The sequence below is a fragment of the Citrifermentans bemidjiense Bem genome (assembly GCF_000020725.1).
GTDB lineage: Bacteria > Desulfobacterota > Desulfuromonadia > Geobacterales > Geobacteraceae > Geomonas > Geomonas bemidjiensis.
On record NC_011146.1, the window covers coordinates 79,373 to 95,670 of the forward strand.

The window sequence follows — 16,298 nt, forward strand, 5'->3', positions numbered from 1 at the left end:
ACCCCCGCCCCTCTCCCAGAGGGCGAGGGGAGACAAGCAAAGGCAATTCCCCGTGCCCCCACTTTGACCTCGTTCCCAAGGTCCACCTTGGGAACGCAAGGCCTGCCGAAGCTCCGGCTTCCGACTGGTGCAAAGCTGGAGCTTTGCGCCGCATTGGGTTCCCAAGCTGGAGCTTGGGAACCAGAGATATCAGCAAAGGCAAATCCCCCCTGCCCCCCCTTCGCAAAGGGGGGGACGTGATGGCACCTTTTTCCCAAAAGCGAGGAGATGCTTTTGCACTAAAAGTCGGCGCACAGGTCGATCAGGCGAGGTGGGGGGTGGTCCATTTGACGATCAGCTCCTGGAGCTGTTCGAGGTTGAAAGGTTTGCTGAGGTAGTCGTCCATTCCTGCACTGAGGCAATGTTCCCTGGCTCCCGCCATGGCGTGGGCGGTTAGTGCGATCACGGTGGTGTGCCTGCCGGAGCCGAGTTCCCGCTGGCGGATGGCTCGGGTGGCCTGGTAGCCGTCCATCTCCGGCATCTGGCAATCCATGAAGATCAGGTCGTACGGCTGGCGCGTAAAGGCCTCGACGGCTTCTCTTCCGTCCTGGGCCACGTCAACCTGGCACCCCAGCGCGGCGATCATGGCGAAGGCCACCTCGCAATTGACCGGGTTGTCTTCGGCCAGCAGCACGCGGGCGTTGAACTTCCGCACCTCACGAGCCGCTGCCATGGGATTATCCAGCTCGGCCGGCGTGTCCTCGTCGCATGTAGTCTGGTCGGCGTGCCGGTGCAGGAAGACGATGAAAGTGAAGGTGGAGCCCTGTCCCGGCTCGCTCTCTACCCCTATTGCGCCCCCCATCAGCTCAACCAGTTGCTTCGCTATCGCCAGTCCCAACCCGGTCCCTCCGTACTTCCGCGTGGTCGAGCCGTCCACTTGGGCGAATAAGCCGAAGATGTCGCCGATGCAGTCAGCGGGTATCCCAATCCCCGTGTCCTTCACCTCAAAGGCTACGTACTGCCCGTTTTGGTACTGCTCCACCAGGGTGACGCGAACCTGTACCGACCCCTTATCGGTGAATTTCAAGCCGTTGTTGACGACGTTGATCAGGACCTGCCGCAGGCGGCTCGGGTCACCGACGACGCAGCGCGGAACGTCCTCCTCGATCTGCAGCTCCACCGCTACGCCCTTGCGCCGGCCGACTTCCCGGTAGAGTTCCACCGCGCCGCGCGCAGTTTCGTGCAGATCGAAAGGAATCCTCTCTATCTCCAGCCTTCCCGCCTCGATCTTGGAGATGTTGAGGATGTCGTTGATGATGCCGAGGAGCGATTCGCCGGATTGGTGCAGTATCTTGACGTAGCTCTTCTGCTTCTCGTCGAGCTCTGAGTGCAGCAGGAGTTCGGCCATGCCGAGGACACCGTTCATCGGCGTGCGGATCTCGTGGCTCATGTTGGCGAGAAATTGCGACTTGGCCCGGTTGGCTGCTTCGGCGGCTTCCTTCGCTTCGTGCAGTTCGGCGATGATGGCCTTTTGCTGCAGGTTCGACTTGGAAAGTTCGGCGGTCCGCTGCGCCACCTTTTCCTCAAGGCTGCTGTTTACCCGGCGGCATTCGGCGAGGATGCGGCCGTTCTCGATGGCCAGGTCGGTCAGGGTGCGCACCAGCTTGTCGCGCTCCTCGACGAGGCGGCGGCGCTCCAGCGCCTTGTTAACGGTGGCGATCACCATCTCCAGGTCGTCGAAGGGCTTGAAAAGGTAATCCTGGGCTCCCAGGCGCAGGGCCTGGACCGCCGTCTCCAGCGATACATGGCTGGTCATGATGATCACTTCCGTCCTAGGGTGGTCACGCCGGATGGCTTCGAGAACCTCGATGCCGCTGATCCCGGGGAGGCGCACATCCAGCATCACCAGCTTGCAGGAAGCGCGGGTCACTTCATCGAGGCACGCCTCGCCCGTGGCAACACCCCAACTGTCGAACCCCTCGTTGCGGAATAGTTCAGTCAGAACATCGCAGACCACCTGGTTGTCGTCGACGATCAGAATATCTCGTTCCTTTCCCATGAAAGTCTCCCTCGCTAAAATATCATTGGAAAATACTAACAAAAAGAACGATGATAACAACCCCTTGCCGGTTGCCCGCTGCGGGAAGTGGAGATGAAACAGACGCGACCGCGTTTCTCATCTTGCAGGGAGCAGCGGCGTTGCCTATGATGCAATCAATGATCGCTTGATGAAAGGTGCAACCCGATGCCGAACAAGATGAAGCTCACTGCCGCGGACCTCTTATCGCTTTTTAACCCCGCTGACTCCGATCAGTTCCTCGCCCATTTCACCACCCGCCACTACCCCCCGAAGGCACTGGTCTATTCTCCGTTCGAGGAGAAGAACCTGGTGTTCGTGGTGAAAAGCGGCCGGCTTCGGGTCTACCTCGCTTACGAGGACAAGGAGTTCACCCTGGCGCTCCTGGAGCCGGGGGATGTCTTCAGTACCCATACGCCCGCTTTCGTGCAGGCGCTGGAAGGAAGCGAGATCCTCGTCTGCAGTACGGCAACGTTCCGGGAGGCGGTGGCGCGGCGGCCGGAACTCTCGCTCACTATGGTAAAGGTGCTGGGAGAGCTCCTGAAGAACTCGATAGAGACCATCGAGGGGCTCGCCTTCAAGGACGTCCGCCTGCGCCTGGTGGATTTCCTGCTGGGTGCCGCCGCCGAGCGCGGCCGGGCGAGCACCGAAGGGACGGTGGTGCAACTGGGCCTCGGCACCGAGGACATCGCCCTGCTCATCGGCACCACGCGCCAGACCATCTCCCAGATCGTCAACGACTTCATAAAGGCCGACCTGCTGCGTAAGATCGACCGCAAGACCCTCCTTATCACCGACATGGACGCACTCAAGGCGCTTAGGGAACTGTAAATCCTCATCGCTCCCCAGGCAGTTTCGGTTAGGCATTTGCACTATCTTCATCGAGCAGTTTCCAGCTCCCCCTCCCTTGACGGGAGGGGGCAGGGGGGTGGGTGAACTTGCCTACAGCGCAAACAGTGGCACCTACCCCCACCCCCTAACCCCCTCCCGCAAGGGGAGGGGGGACTCGGACAACGCTGCCTCGCTCACCTCTTTCGCATGGTCATCACATAAGGGTTCCCCCCACAACTCTGCCGAGATCCCTCACCCCCGCACCCTTTGAGGGGATTGACTGCCCACCTCACCCGCACCTCCAAAATTAATCTCCGAACTGTCGGCTGCCCGACAGACCGCCGCCCGATTTTGGCCTACATTGCCTGCCAACCCCGGTGATCCTTCTCATCCGGGACCACGCAGACAAGCCGTTTGCGCCAGTCGGGAGAACCCATGCAAGACCAGGTAAAAGAAACTCCAGCGGAGCCGGTACGGCTTTTTCGCATCAATACCGGTTCCTGCAACGGATGCGACGTGGAGCTGGCGGTCACCGCTGCGGTGGACGAGTTCGACGTGGAGCAGTTGGGGTGCCGCTATACGGAGGAGCCGCATGAGGCGGACATACTCCTTATCACCGGCCCCCTTACCGTCCGCGCCCGGAACGAGGCGCTGCGACTCTACGCAGAGGCGCCGGAAACCAAGGTGACGGTGGCGGTCGGCGTCTGCCCGGTCTCCGGTGGGGTCTTCCGCGACAGCTATGCGGTCGACGGCCCGGTGCAGCGTTACCTGCCGGTGGACCTCAACGTGCCGGGATGCCCGCCCCGTCCCCAGGCTCTCCTGGCCGGGATCGCCCAGGCGCGGGATCTCTGGCGCGCCCGCAGCAAGGGAGTGGATGCCGTATTTGCGGCGCCCCCCCTGGCCAAGCCGGCGGATGAACCGGCGCAGCAATTCCCCATCCGCGGCCGGATGAGCTTTGACCCCAAGGCCTGCGTGGACTGCCGCATGTGCCGGCACGTCTGCGCCGCCGGGGCTATTCACTTCGATATCAAGGGGGACAAGGGGGACAGGCACCTGCGGAGCCAGTCCCCTAGCGGCAACAAGGAGGACAGGCACCTGCGGAGCCTGTCCCCCGGCTCGCCAGAGGGGGTTCGGCTCACGCTCTGGCACAACAGCTGTGTTTTTTGCGGCCTCTGCAGCCATTACTGCCCGACCGGCGCCTTGTCGGTGACCGGCGATTGGCATCTTGCCCACCGCGGCGGGCAAACCTTCCGCTTCTCCGAGCAGGGAGAGGTCCCTTATACCCCCTGCTCCGGTTGCGGTTCTCCCCTCATTGCCGTGGCCCCGGAACTCCTGCACGCGGCCTTTCGCCGCCCTACCCCCGAAATCGAACACCTTAAGACCCTCTGTCCGGCCTGCCGGCAACAACTGAGCATAGGAGCAGTGAGACGATGACCACGTTGATCGATGAGGTTGCCGCCCTCCTCGCCGCTGCGGCGGGGGAAGAGACCGTCGCCACCTGGCGCCGGGACCGGAAGGGGGGCCTGACCGGCTGGTGCCGGCTTCCCTCCGCAGACTCGCTCCTTGCCGTGGGGCGCGCCATCGCGTCCATACAGGGGCGCCTGAGCATGGTGACGGCCTACCTCACGGAAAAGGCCAGGGAGAAGGGGGGACGCGAGATCGCCTACCACTTCGACCTCGACGGCGCCACCCTCACCCTGACCGTTCCCTTGCCGCTGGAAGGGGCGCAGGTCCCTTCCCTCACCCCCATCTTCCGCAACTGCGACTGGCACGAGCGGGAGCTGATGGAACTCTACGAGATCCAGGTGGTGGGACACCCCGACCCGCGCCGGCTGTTCCTGGCCGACAGCGTCCCCGACGCCCCGTTCGAACGGCTCATCCCTTATTCCACCTTCACCAACGGCGCCGGAGGGAAAGCGCTCTGGGAAAAGGTGCTCGCCGCCAAGGAGAAGCCATGAGCAGCGTCATCGAACTTGGGCCCCACCAACTGGCCCTCGAGGAGCCGATGTACTTCCGGGTGAAGCTGGAGGGGGATCGCGTGGCGGGGCTGGACGTGCAGCCGGGGCAGGTGCACCGGGGCATGGAGCACCTGGTGATGCGCAGGAACCTCTACCAGAACATCACCCTCTTGGAGCGCCTCTGCTCGCTTTGCTCCAACAGCCACCCGAGCACCTTCTGCTCCGCCATCGAGGAGGTGGCGGGGGTGGCGATTCCCGAGCGGGCCGAATACCTGCGCGCCGTGGCGGACGAGATCAAGCGCATCGCGTCGCATCTCTTTTGCTGCGCCGTGCAGGCGAACCTGATCGGCCAGACGGCGCTCTTCAGGCGGGCGATGGAAGTCCGGGAGATCATGCAGCGCTCCAAGGAGGCGATCTACGGCAACCGCATGGACCTCGCGGCGAACTGCATCGGCGGGGTGCGCTACGACCTGACGCCGGACGCGGCAATGTACCTCGCCCGGCAGATGGAGGCCATGAAAGCGCCGCTGGACGAGCTGTACCTGCAGTTCCAGAACAACCCGGCGATCATGGCGCGGACCGCAGGCGTTGGCGTCTTGCCCAGGCTTGAGGCGATCGAGTGCGCGGTGGTGGGTCCCGTGGCGCGCGCCTGCGGCATCGACTACGACGTGCGCAAGAAGAGCCCCTACGGTGCCTATGACCGGCTGGAGTTCAGTACCTCCCTGCAGCAGGCGGGGGACGTCCGGGCCCGGAACCTGGTCCGGCTTGCGGAGGCGCGGCAGTCGGTCTCTCTCATCGAGCAGTGCCTGGCGGGGCTGGTACCCGGGCCGCTTTGCGCAGACCTCCTCCCTGAGATTCCGGCGGGGGAGGCGGTCGCCAAGTCGGAGGCGCCGCGGGGCGAGCTGGTCTATTACCTGAGGACCGACGGCACCGACTTCCCGCTGCGTCTGAAATGGCGGGTCCCTTCCTACATGAACTGGGACGCGCTCAAGGTGATGCTCCACGGCGAGCCGGTGGCGAACATCCCGCTCATCGTGAACAGCATCGACCCCTGCATCGCCTGCACGGACCGCTAGGAGGAGCCATGCACGAAATCACCCTGGTCACCGGACTCTTCGAGATCATCAACCGCGAGGTCGCCGCGCGCGGCATCGAATCCATCTCCAAGGTGCGCCTGATGGTGGGGGAACTGGCGGCGGTGGAACCGATGACGCTTGCCGCCTGCTTCGAGGTGGTGGCGGAGGGGACGGTGGCTTCCGGGGCGCAACTGGAAATCGAGACGGTCCATTTGACCGGCCGCTGCCGCGGCTGCGCCAGCGGCTTTCGCATCGTCGGCTTTCGGTTCCAGTGTCCCGACTGCGGAGGAGGGGACGTCGAGCTGTCGGGTGGGAGGGAACTTTATTTGGAGAGCTTGGAGGCCATATGCAAAGGAGACCACAATGAAGCAACAGCAGCGTGAGAATGCCATAGTCTTTGCCGATCCCGAGCGCTGTCTCGGCTGCCACGGCTGCGAGCTGGCCTGCGCCCTGGCCCATTCCGGAACCGGGCTGCACCAGGCGGCGCTTCAGGGGCTGACGCTTCGGCCCCGCAATCGCGTCGTGGCGGCGGGAGACGTGATGATGCCGGTGCAGTGCCGACAGTGCGAGGATGCCCCCTGCGCCTGCGCCTGCCCCACCGGAGCCATGCTGCAGGAAAAAGGCGCGGTCGGGGTCCGCGAGAAGAACTGCGTCGGCTGCAAAGTCTGCGTCATGGTCTGCCCCTTCGGCGCCATCAGCGTGAAACACGAGGGGAGCGAAGAGGCAACCGGACGCACCAACGGCGGCGTGGCCAGAAAGTGCGATCTCTGCGCCGGGACGGGGCGGGAGATTCCCGCCTGCGTCGAGGGGTGCCCCACCAAGGCGCTCACCCTGGTCGACCTGGAAGAGTACCGACAGAGCCTCATCGAAGCCAGGGCCGCCGAACTCGCCCAATCCCTACAATTTCTCAAGAAAAGGAAGGCCAAACTATGACCCTCAATCTCACCACCGATCCGTCCGCGGCAACGCTGTTGCCGATCGCCAAGAAAGAAGGGATCTCCACGGTATGGGACCGCCACCGCGCCATGCAGCCGCAGTGCGGCTTCGGCCAACTGGGCGTCTGCTGCCGCATCTGCTGGAAGGGGCCCTGCCGCATCGACCCGTTCGGTGACGGCCCGCAGCGCGGCATCTGCGGCGCGGATGCCGACACCATCGTGGCCCGTAACCTGATCCGCATGATCGCCGCCGGCGCGGCCGGGCATTCCGAGCACGGCAGGCACGTGGCGCTGGCACTGCAGGGGGTGTCGCAAGGGAAGCTACCGGCCTACCAGATCCGGGACGAGGCAAAGCTTTTGCGCGTTGCCGCGAAGCTCAAGATCTGCACCGAGGGTCAGGAGATCCAGGCCGTCGCCGCGGCGGTGGCCAAGGCAACCCTGGAGGACTTCCAGAGCCAGGACCACGATGCCCCCTGCAACTGGATCGAGGCGACGCTTACCAAGGAGCGCCTGGAGCGTCTGCAGGCCCTGCACGTGGTGCCGCACAACATCGATGCCGTGATCACCCAGATCATGGGACGCACCCTGGTCGGCTGCGACGCGGACCCGGTCAACCTGATCCTGGGGGGAATCAAAGGGGCGCTGGCGGATTTCAACGGCATGTGCCTCGCCACCGAGATCTCCGATGCCCTCTTCGGCGCCCCCGCTCCGGTGGTGACCGCCGCCAATTTGGGCGTCATCAAGCCCGACGCGGTCAACATCGCGGTGCACGGCCACAACCCGCTCCTAAGCGAGGTGGTCTGCGAGGTGGCACAGCAGATGGACGAAGAAGCGAGGAAGGCGGGCGCGAAGGAGGGGATCAACATCGTCGGCATCTGCTGCACCGGCAACGAAGTGATGGTGCGCCACGGCATACCGCTCGCCGCCAACTACCTCTCGCAGGAACTGGCGCTGGTGACCGGCGCGGTCGACGCGATGGTGGTCGACGTGCAGTGCATCATGCCTTCGGTGGCGGAGATCGGCGCCTGCTTCCACACCGCCGTCATCACCACCATGGAGGAGAACAAGATCAAAGGCGCGAGCCACGTCTCCTTCAAGGAGGAGACCGCCCTGGAGAACGCGCGCCAGATCGTGGAGACGGCCATCGAGGCGTACAAGCGGCGCGACCCGCGCAGGGTCAACATACCGGACTTCAAGCAGACCGCCATCGTCGGCTTCGGCCTGGAGTCGGTAGTGGCAGCACTTGCCACCCTCAACGCCGAAGACCCGCTACAGCCGCTCATCGACAACATCGCCAACGGCAACATCCGCGGCATAGCGCTCTTCGCCGGATGCAACTCAACCCAGGTGGCCCAGGACAGCAGCTTCGTCACCATGGCCAAAAAGCTGGCTAAAAACAACGTCCTGCTCTTAGCCACCGGATGCGGCGCGGGTTCCTTCGCCAAGCACGGGTTGATGACCCAGGAGGCGACGGTCGAGTACGCCGGCGACTCGCTGAAGGCGGTGCTCACGGCTATCGGGACCTCGGCCGGGCTGAACGGCCCCCTGCCGCTGGTGCTGCACATGGGCTCGTGCGTGGACAACAGCCGTGCGGTGGAGGTGGCGGTCGCGGTCGCCAACCGGCTCGGGGTCGACCTGGACAAGCTCCCGCTGGTGGCCTCAGCACCCGAGGCGATGTCCGAGAAGGCCGTGGCCATCGGGACCTGGAGCGTCGCGCTCGGCATCCCGACCCACTTGGGGACCATGCCGCAGGTGACGGGATCGGCCCAGGTGACCGAACTCCTGACGCAGACGGCCAAGGATCTTCTGGGTGGATATTTCCTGGTGGAACTCGACCCCGAGCTGGCGGCGGAGAAGCTTCTCGAAGTCATAGACGAGCGCAGGAAAGGGCTGGGGATCTGAACATGTGCGAACACCACAACCACGAACATAGTCACGGGACGGATCATGAGCACGAGCATCGGCACCACGATCATCATCACCATGAGAATCTGCATCACGGCCACCCCCACCACGCCACCCCCCAGGGGGGCGACGCTGCACCTCTCGAAGCCCGGCGAGGCTTGAGGATAGCGGTCACCGGCAAGGGGGGCGTCGGCAAGACCACCTTCGCGAGCCTTTTGGCACGCGCCTTCGCCGACGACGGAGCGAGGGTGCTTGCCGTGGACGCCGACCCGGACGCGAACCTGGCCCAGGCGCTCGGCATATCGTCCGAGGCGGCCAGGGCGCTGCAACCGGTCGCCAGGATGAAGGAACTGGCGGAGGAGCGCACGGGCGCCTCCGGGGGGTACGGCTCCTTCTTCAAACTGAACCCCAAGGTGAGCGACCTCCCCGAGCGCTTCTGCCTCACCCACGACGGGGTCCGCTTCCTCTGGATGGGGACCTTCGAGCAGGGGGGGAGCGGCTGCGCCTGCCCCGAAAGCACGCTGGTCAAGCGCCTGATGGGGCACCTTCTCCTGGAGCGGGACGAGGTGGTGATCATGGACATGGAGGCGGGGCTGGAGCACCTGGGGCGCAGGACGGCCGAGTCGGTCGACGCCCTGGTGGTCGTGGTCGAGCCGGGGCAAAGGAGCATCCAGACCGCGGAGCAGATCATGAAGCTCGCCGCCGACCTGGGAATAGAAGAGGTCTACGTGGTGGGGAGCAAGGTGCGCGACGAGGAAGACCGTCTGCTGATAAGCGGTGCGATCCCGGCGCGGCAGTTGTTGGGGACCGTCTCCTTTTGCGACGGCATCAGGCGTGCGGACCGGGAGAACCAGGCTCCGGCCCGCCTGAGCGCCGGCGCGCTGGAGGAAGTCGGTGCAATCAAGGAGCGCCTGCTGGCGCTGCACGCGGCGTAAAATCGTTCACCACAGAGGAGCACAGAGGGACACAGAGGAAAATCTAAAATCCTTGAAAGGTGTAAAGCCTTAGTATTTTCCTTTGTGACCTCCGTGCCCTCTGTGCTCCGCTTTGATCAAACATACATTCAGTGACACGGCCCAAGTTTAACAGCTCACTCTGCCATGCATTGAGATGGGTTTACTGTCAGTGCAGTCGTCGCCAAGGTCCTTAAGAAATAAAAAGGTTTTGCCCTTGACTGATGCTGTCATTTACCGGAAAATTGACCCTCAATTGATACAGATTGCTGCTGGGACTGATACAGTTGGTACAGAAGGAAAGCCAAGAACAAGAGAACTATATTCAACCGGCAGCGCTTCGGCGCCCGCGACCCGAGAAGGGAGACGCGCTTGAACCCAACCATCCTTCTGGTTGACGACCTGCAGATGTTCCTGGAGATCGAAAAGGATTTCTTCAAGTACGCGCAGGTGAACCTCCTGACCGCGCGCGACGGTATCGAGGCCCTCGAGGTCGTGAAGAACCGCAAGCCGGACCTGATCTTCATGGATCTGCAGATGCCCAGGATGGACGGCGCCCAATGCTGTCGTGCCATCAGGTCCGATCCCGAGCTTGCCAGCACCCCGGTGGTCCTTATCTCCTCCAGTTCCGATGCCAAGGACAAGGAGATGAGCCTTGCCGCCGGTTGCAACTACTTCCTATCCAAGCCTGCCGGCAGAGACCGGTTCCTGGAGATCGCCCGTGAGTTCATCCCCGGGATCAACCGGCGCGATCACCGCATCCCCTGCGACGTCGGCGCCGTGCTGAACGTGGGTGGGCAGGCTATCGCCTGCTCGCTTCACGATCTGGGGTCGGAAGGCGCCTTCGTCGTCACCGATTTCCCCGGGCAACCCGGCAACATCGTCAGCCTCACCTTTACCCTCCCTGATGGATCCGTCATCGACTCCCCCTGCAAGATCGTTTGGACCAGCGAAAGCATGGTGTTCCGTCCCAAGGGTCTGGGCGTGAAGTTCGCCCTCATGCCCAAAGAAGTGAAGTCCGCGCTGGCCAGGTACCTGGAAGGAAAATCCAGGTAAGATCAAACCAAAAACCTTCGCCACAGAGGACACGGAGGACACAGAGGCTGCACAGAGGAAATCGAAAGAAGGTTTAAACCAGACCTTTTGTTTTAGGTTTTCCTCTGTGGCCCTCTGTGGTGAGAGCCTTTGCTTTGGTTTGTTTTTCCCCTACTTAACCTCCGTGACCTCCGAGAACCTCTGAGTCCTCTGTGTTCCGCCTTTAAGGTTTACCTCCCCCTACCGAAGTGCTATAAAAGATTCCGCTTTCGCACCGGCGGCCCCTCCAGCGCCACCGGTTTCAAGGAACGACATGAAACTGCTCCACAATCTGAACCCTCCCCAAAAAGAGGCCGTGCTCCACGGGGAAGGACCGCTTTTGGTCCTCGCCGGGGCCGGCTCCGGCAAGACCCGCGTCATCGTGCACCGCATCGCCTACCTGATCCACGAACGCGGGGTCCCCGCCTGGCAGATCCTGGGCGTGACCTTTACCAACAAGGCAGCGGGCGAGATGCGTGAGCGCCTGGCGCACATGCTGGGTGACGGGGAACTTCCGCTTATCTCCACCTTCCACTCCACCTGCGCCAGGATCCTCAGAAGCGAGATCCGCCACCTGGGATACGACAGCAACTTCGCCATCTATGACGACAGGGACTGCGAAAAGCTCCTGAAGGATTGCGCCGCCGAGCTGAACCTGGACGAGAAGAGATACCCGGCCAAGGCGCTCGCCGGTGCTCTGGACGAGTTCAAGAACCAGGGGCTCGCGCCGGACGACGTCCCCACGGACTCCCCCTACCAGGCCACGCTGGCCCGGGTCTACCGCTGCTACCAGGAACGCCTCAAGCGCTGCAACGCGGTCGATTTCGGCGACCTGCTGCTCCTTGCCGTGCAGCTGCTCGAACAGGTCAAAGAGGTGCGGGACAAATACCTGCAGCGCTACCGCTGGATCATGGTGGACGAATATCAGGACACGAACCCGGTGCAGTACCGCCTGGTGCAGCTTCTGGCCGGGGAGCGGAAGAACCTCTGCGTGGTCGGGGACGACGACCAGTCCATCTACGGCTGGCGCGGCGCGGATATTCGGAACATCCTGGAATTCGAGAAGGATTTCCCGGGGGTGAAGGTGGTGAAGCTGGAGCAGAACTACCGCTCCACCAAGACCATCCTGGACGGCGCCTGGAACGTGGTGCAGAAAAACCGCGGCCGCAAGCCCAAGCGCCTTTGGACCGACAACCCCGACGGCGAGCGCATCGTCTACCGCACCCTCCCCAACGAATGGGAGGAGGCCAGGACCGTCTGCCGCGAGACGGAGCGCTTCCTCGACGAGGGGGGGGACCTCTCGGAGGTGGCCGTCTTCTACCGCACCAACGCGCAGTCCCGCGCCGTCGAGGACGCCATGGTGTCGGCAGGTGTCGCCTACCATATGGTGGGCGGGGTCCGCTTCTACGCGAGGCTTGAGGTGAAGGACATCCTCGCCTACCTGAAGGTGCTGGACAACCCCTCCGACGACGTGGCGCTGAAGCGGATCATCAACACGCCGCCGCGCGGCATCGGCAACACGACGGTGCAGCGTCTCTCCGAGTTCGCCGCGGAAAAGGGGATACCGCTTTACGACGCCATGCTTGAGGGGGCCTTCGGGCCGCTCCTCTCCGTGGCTGCCAAGGGAAAGGTCGCCGCTTTCGCGCAGGAGATCGACGGCTACAAGGAGAAGGCGGAGCAGATGCCGCTTTCCGAACTCACCTCCACCATCATCTACGAGTCCGGGTATTTCGCCCGGCTTAAGGCGCTGGGAAGCGACGAGGCCCAGGAGCGGATCGAGAACCTCCAGGAGCTGGTGACGGCCATGCAGGCCTACGAGAGCGGCCCCGGCGAGAAGGGATTGGCAGACTTCCTGGAGCAGGTGGCGCTGGTAAGCGACCTGGAGCAGGAGGGTGACGGGAAGAAATCTTCGGCGACGCTGATGACGCTGCACTCCGCGAAGGGGCTGGAGTTCCCGCTGGTGTTCATCATCGGCATGGAGGAGCGGCTTTTCCCCCACGTGAGGGCCCTGGAAGATCCGGCCCAGATGGAGGAGGAGCGCAGGCTCTGCTACGTGGGGATGACCCGCGCCAAGAAGCGCCTTTTCCTGCTGAACGTGCGCCGGCGCCACATCTTCGGCCAGGAGCAGATGAACCCGCCGGCAAGGTTCATAGCCGACATACCGCGAGAGCTCCTCGACAGCGGGGAAAACTGGCAGGAGCCTGCGCGACACCGCGAGTTCCCCTCCCACAACTTAGCCTCGCTCTTCGAGGAGGAGATGGAGCCCGAAGAGGATGACAACGAGGTGCGCATGGTGCCGGAGCACGACGAGGGTATCTACCTCGGCATGAAGGTGCGCCACGCCCAGTTCGGCCCCGGAACCATCCGCAAAATCGAAGGGGAGGGTGACAACCAGAAGGTGATCGTCTGGTTCAACTCGCTGGGAGGGCCAAAGAAGCTCCTGGTCCGCTTCGCGGGGCTTGAGCGGGCGTGATAACGGTAGTATAGTAGACGCATCATTATAATGAGACTATCCAAGGAGGCCCACCCATGAAAAAACTTTGCGTCCTAATGATCTCCATGCTGCTCTTCTCGGCATGCACCTCGTACAAGAGCCAGTACGTCTCCTTCCGCCCCCCCGAGGCATATACCAACTACCGCGAGGTGAACGGGGTCTCCATGGGCGGCGAGGCGTACCCAGACGCCGACTCGGCGGAGAAGGCTTTCGGCTTCGACATCAAGGGAGCGGGGCTTCTTCCGGTCATGCTGGTTTTCGACAACAAAAGCGCGAACAACCTGGAGCTCATCTCCGGCCAGACCTTCCTCGTGGACGACGGCGGGAACTATTGGCCCGTGGTCCCCAACAATACCGCCTTCGATCGCCTGGAGAGCTCGACCCAGTTCGCCTCGTTCTTCGGCAAGGGGGCCGGTAAGGGTGCGATTTTGGGCGCCGCTGCAGGCGGCATCCTGGCAACCGCCATCGGCATCGCCTCCGGCAAGAGCGTAGGCGAGGCGGTAGGCAAAGGGGTCGCACTCGGCGCAGCCGGCGGCGCGCTGATCGGCGGGACGCAGGAAGGGACCTCCGGCGAGCGCGAGCACCGCATCTCGGACGACCTGAGGAGCAAGGGACTGGAAGGAAAGCCGATCCCTGCGGGTGCTCTTGCCAACGGTTTCCTCTTCTTCCCGGGCGAGGCGAACAGCGCCAAGGAGCTGAGGCTGCAGGTGCGCGAACGCGAATCCGGGCAGGTGCATAAGGTCAGCCTCCCCCTGAACACGGCTAAGAAATAGGCGTCCACGCGACTGCCGGTACCAATGGAATAGGGGCCCAACGGCCCCTATTCGTTTGTTCGGCGCTGCCTTCAAAACCTCCCTCACCCCAACCCTCTCCCAGAGGCAGAGGGAGCCTGGACGGAAACTCCGAAGAAAGTGTGGATAGGAGAGCATCTTGGATAAACCAGTAATAGCCGTCACCATGGGGGATCCCTGCGGCATAGGGCCGGAGATCATCGCGGCGGCGCTCGCCGACCCGGCCATCACGGCGCTTTGTCGTCCGCTGGTCCTCGGGGACCGGGGCGCCATGGAGCGCGGCATAGCGGTGGCTGGGGTCAAGCTCGCCATAGCGTCCGCGCCCGACCTGCTACCCCCCCTCGACGCGTCCCCCCATACCCTTTACCTGCGCGAGCTGTCACGGCTGAAGCTCGACGAGATCCCTTACGGCGCCCCGACCAAGGCCGGAGGGGACGCCTGCTACCGCTACATCTGCGAAGCGGCCAAGCTCTGCCTGGACGGGACGGTGCAGGCCATGGCCACCGCCCCCATCAATAAGGAATCGATGAACAGCGCCGGGCACGACTACCCGGGCCACACGGAGCTTCTAGCGGAATTGACCGGGACCCCGGAGGTGGTGATGATGCTCGCCGGCGAGCGCCTGCGGGTGACGCTCGTGACCATCCACGAGCCGCTTGCCAGGGTGCCGGAACTGGTCACCTTCGACCGCGTTCTCTCCACCATCAGGATCACTCACGACGCCCTCAGCCGCTGGTTCTGCTGTGCGCCGCGCCTGGCCGTCCTCGCCCTCAACCCGCACTGCGGCGAGGGGGGGATGTTCGGCGACGAGGAGTCCCGGATCATCGCGCCTGCGGTCGCTGCCGCGAGGGAAGCAGGTATTGACGCTGCAGGCCCCGTTTCCGCAGACACCCTGTTCCACTTCGCCGCCAAAGGTGGGTACGACGCGGTGGTCTGCATGTACCACGACCAGGGGTTGATCCCCTTGAAGCTTTTGCATTTCGACGACGGGGTCAACGTGACCCTGGGGCTTCCCATCATCCGCACCTCGGTCGATCACGGCACCGCCTACAACCTGGCGGGGACGGGGAAAGCGAGCGCGGAAAGCATGAAAGCCGCGCTGGTCATGGCGGCACGCATGGCACAGCAGGGTTGCCAATAGCTATCAAAAGAGGCGGGATTATCTGATGAAAAAGTATCTTACCTGGGGCGGGATCGTCCTTGCCGTTTACCTCATCTACGTGGTGATCTCCCTGGCCATGACGCCGCCGGTGACGGAGCTCAAAGACAAGAAGTTCAACATGACCATCCAGGTGAAGGACTGGCAGGGGAACTACCACCCGCTGGTGGTGGGCCCGAAGAACCGTTACTGGACCCCGCTGTCGCAGATCCCCTCCGAGATGAAATGGGCGGTCATCCTCGCCGAGGACGCATCCTTCTACAAGCACGAGGGGATCGACGTCAAGGCGATCAAGGAAGCGATCAAGTACGACCTGGAGAAGCAGAGTTTCGCCCGCGGCGCCTCGACCATCACCCAGCAGGTGGCCAAGAACCTGTTCCTGTCCCGCGAGAAGACCCTGACCAGGAAGGCCAAGGAGCTCTACCTGGCGAAGAGGATGGAGCAGGAGCTGACCAAGGGGAGGATCATCGAGCTTTATCTGAACGTGATCGAGCTGGGCCCACTGGTGCACGGCATCGGTCACGGCGCGCGCTACTACTTCGGCAAGTCCCCGGCCAACCTCACCCCGCGCGAATGCGCCTTTCTGGCCGCCATGCTCCCGGGCCCCCGGGTCGCCTACAACCCGTACAAGAACCTGGGCAAGGTGCTGAAGCGCTCAAACATGATCCTGGGGCTTCTCGCCAAAAAGGGGGTTCTGAGCGAAGCGGAATATCGCACCGCGCTGGCGCAGTCGCCGAACGTCGGACGGATGCAGCGTAAGGTCGATATGAGCATCAAGCAGGTCGAGGTGATGGCGAACCACACTTCGGCTACCCTCCCGGAGCAGCCCCTGTCGCAGGAGGAGATGAACGCGCAGGAGCCGAAAGCCGGCGCGCCGGAGGGAGCCGCGCCTCAGCCCGCTCCGGAGCCGGCGCAGGAGCCCGCGTCGCCTGCCTCCCCCCCCGCGGCGCAGGAAGAAAAGCAGTAACGGTCGCATGGCAGGAGCAAATCCCTCCTGTCCCCCCCTCCCTTGACGGGAGGGGGACGGGGGGCGGGTGAAGCTGCAAAGTACGGAAATGATGGCACC

The 16,298-nt window shown here is 63.5% G+C and carries 14 protein-coding genes; 13 read left to right on the forward strand and 1 reads right to left on the reverse strand.

Translation table 11 applies throughout. The features are described 5' to 3' along the window. Window positions 1-301: 301 nt before the first annotated feature. On the reverse strand, window positions 302-2,038 hold the full coding sequence (locus GBEM_RS00325; RefSeq protein WP_012528506.1) for a response regulator: 1,737 nt from the start codon (window positions 2,036-2,038) through the stop codon (window positions 302-304). Between the two features lie 186 nt (window positions 2,039-2,224). Here GBEM_RS00325 and GBEM_RS00330 point away from each other — a divergent pair, with 186 nt between their 5' ends. From GBEM_RS00330 to GBEM_RS00390, 13 genes are all read left to right on the forward strand, one after another. Then, the gene (locus tag GBEM_RS00330) at window positions 2,225-2,887 is read left to right on the forward strand and encodes a Crp/Fnr family transcriptional regulator (protein WP_012528507.1); all 663 of its coding nucleotides are present in this window, start codon (window positions 2,225-2,227) and stop codon (window positions 2,885-2,887) included. 435 nt (window positions 2,888-3,322) lie between these two features. Further along, on the forward strand, window positions 3,323-4,321 hold the full coding sequence (locus GBEM_RS22150) for an NADH-quinone oxidoreductase subunit B family protein (protein ID WP_012528508.1): 999 nt from the start codon (window positions 3,323-3,325) through the stop codon (window positions 4,319-4,321). Continuing rightward, a complete protein-coding gene (locus tag GBEM_RS00340) occupies window positions 4,318-4,845 on the forward strand; it encodes an NADH-quinone oxidoreductase subunit C (protein WP_012528509.1) in 528 nt (175 codons plus the stop codon). The genes GBEM_RS22150 and GBEM_RS00340 overlap by 4 nt, the downstream gene beginning before the upstream one ends. Further along, the gene (locus GBEM_RS00345; RefSeq protein WP_012528510.1) at window positions 4,842-5,921 is read left to right on the forward strand and encodes a hydrogenase large subunit; all 1,080 of its coding nucleotides are present in this window, start codon (window positions 4,842-4,844) and stop codon (window positions 5,919-5,921) included. The genes GBEM_RS00340 and GBEM_RS00345 overlap by 4 nt, the downstream gene beginning before the upstream one ends. Window positions 5,922-5,929: 8 nt before the next feature. Continuing rightward, window positions 5,930-6,304 carry a hydrogenase maturation nickel metallochaperone HypA gene (gene hypA, locus GBEM_RS00350; RefSeq protein ID WP_012528511.1) on the forward strand — a complete coding sequence of 125 codons (375 nt, stop codon included), beginning with the start codon at window positions 5,930-5,932 and terminating at the stop codon, window positions 6,302-6,304. Next, window positions 6,285-6,854 (forward strand): 4Fe-4S dicluster domain-containing protein, encoded by a 570-nt coding sequence (locus tag GBEM_RS00355; RefSeq protein ID WP_012528512.1) that lies wholly within the window; start codon window positions 6,285-6,287, stop codon window positions 6,852-6,854. Before hypA ends, GBEM_RS00355 begins: the two co-directional genes overlap by 20 nt. Beyond that, the gene (cooS, locus tag GBEM_RS00360; RefSeq protein ID WP_012528513.1) at window positions 6,851-8,758 is read left to right on the forward strand and encodes an anaerobic carbon-monoxide dehydrogenase catalytic subunit; all 1,908 of its coding nucleotides are present in this window, start codon (window positions 6,851-6,853) and stop codon (window positions 8,756-8,758) included. Before GBEM_RS00355 ends, cooS begins: the two co-directional genes overlap by 4 nt. A 161-nt stretch (window positions 8,759-8,919) precedes the next feature. Then, on the forward strand, window positions 8,920-9,696 hold the full coding sequence (locus GBEM_RS00365) for an ATP-binding protein (RefSeq protein ID WP_012528514.1): 777 nt from the start codon (window positions 8,920-8,922) through the stop codon (window positions 9,694-9,696). 390 nt (window positions 9,697-10,086) lie between these two features. Next, the gene (locus GBEM_RS00370; protein ID WP_012528515.1) at window positions 10,087-10,770 is read left to right on the forward strand and encodes a response regulator; all 684 of its coding nucleotides are present in this window, start codon (window positions 10,087-10,089) and stop codon (window positions 10,768-10,770) included. A 292-nt stretch (window positions 10,771-11,062) separates the two neighbouring features. Next, window positions 11,063-13,261: an ATP-dependent helicase gene (locus tag GBEM_RS00375; protein WP_012528516.1), complete on the forward strand. Its 2,199-nt coding sequence runs from the start codon at window positions 11,063-11,065 to the stop codon at window positions 13,259-13,261. A gap of 56 nt (window positions 13,262-13,317) precedes the next feature. Further along, entirely contained in the window at window positions 13,318-14,055 is a 738-nt protein-coding gene (locus tag GBEM_RS00380) for a hypothetical protein (protein ID WP_012528517.1), read from the forward strand. A gap of 157 nt (window positions 14,056-14,212) precedes the next feature. Then, window positions 14,213-15,214 carry a 4-hydroxythreonine-4-phosphate dehydrogenase PdxA gene (pdxA, locus tag GBEM_RS00385; protein WP_012528518.1) on the forward strand — a complete coding sequence of 334 codons (1,002 nt, stop codon included), beginning with the start codon at window positions 14,213-14,215 and terminating at the stop codon, window positions 15,212-15,214. A 25-nt stretch (window positions 15,215-15,239) separates the two neighbouring features. Then, window positions 15,240-16,199, forward strand: a complete 960-nt coding sequence (locus GBEM_RS00390) for a transglycosylase domain-containing protein (RefSeq protein WP_012528519.1) — start codon at window positions 15,240-15,242, stop codon at window positions 16,197-16,199. Window positions 16,200-16,298: the final 99 nt, after the last annotated feature.

Coding starts and splice junctions, on each gene's coding strand:
- GBEM_RS00345 (WP_012528510.1), top strand. CDS start 4,842: ATGAGCAGCGTCATCGAACTTGGGCCCCACCAACTGGCCCTCGAGGAG.
- GBEM_RS00330 (WP_012528507.1), top strand. CDS start 2,225: ATGCCGAACAAGATGAAGCTCACTGCCGCGGACCTCTTATCGCTTTTT.
- GBEM_RS00390 (WP_012528519.1), top strand. CDS start 15,240: ATGAAAAAGTATCTTACCTGGGGCGGGATCGTCCTTGCCGTTTACCTC.
- hypA (WP_012528511.1), top strand. CDS start 5,930: ATGCACGAAATCACCCTGGTCACCGGACTCTTCGAGATCATCAACCGC.
- GBEM_RS00340 (WP_012528509.1), top strand. CDS start 4,318: ATGACCACGTTGATCGATGAGGTTGCCGCCCTCCTCGCCGCTGCGGCG.
- GBEM_RS00380 (WP_012528517.1), top strand. CDS start 13,318: ATGAAAAAACTTTGCGTCCTAATGATCTCCATGCTGCTCTTCTCGGCA.
- GBEM_RS22150 (WP_012528508.1), top strand. CDS start 3,323: ATGCAAGACCAGGTAAAAGAAACTCCAGCGGAGCCGGTACGGCTTTTT.
- GBEM_RS00355 (WP_012528512.1), top strand. CDS start 6,285: ATGAAGCAACAGCAGCGTGAGAATGCCATAGTCTTTGCCGATCCCGAG.
- cooS (WP_012528513.1), top strand. CDS start 6,851: ATGACCCTCAATCTCACCACCGATCCGTCCGCGGCAACGCTGTTGCCG.
- GBEM_RS00325 (WP_012528506.1), bottom strand. CDS start 2,038: ATGGGAAAGGAACGAGATATTCTGATCGTCGACGACAACCAGGTGGTC.
- GBEM_RS00375 (WP_012528516.1), top strand. CDS start 11,063: ATGAAACTGCTCCACAATCTGAACCCTCCCCAAAAAGAGGCCGTGCTC.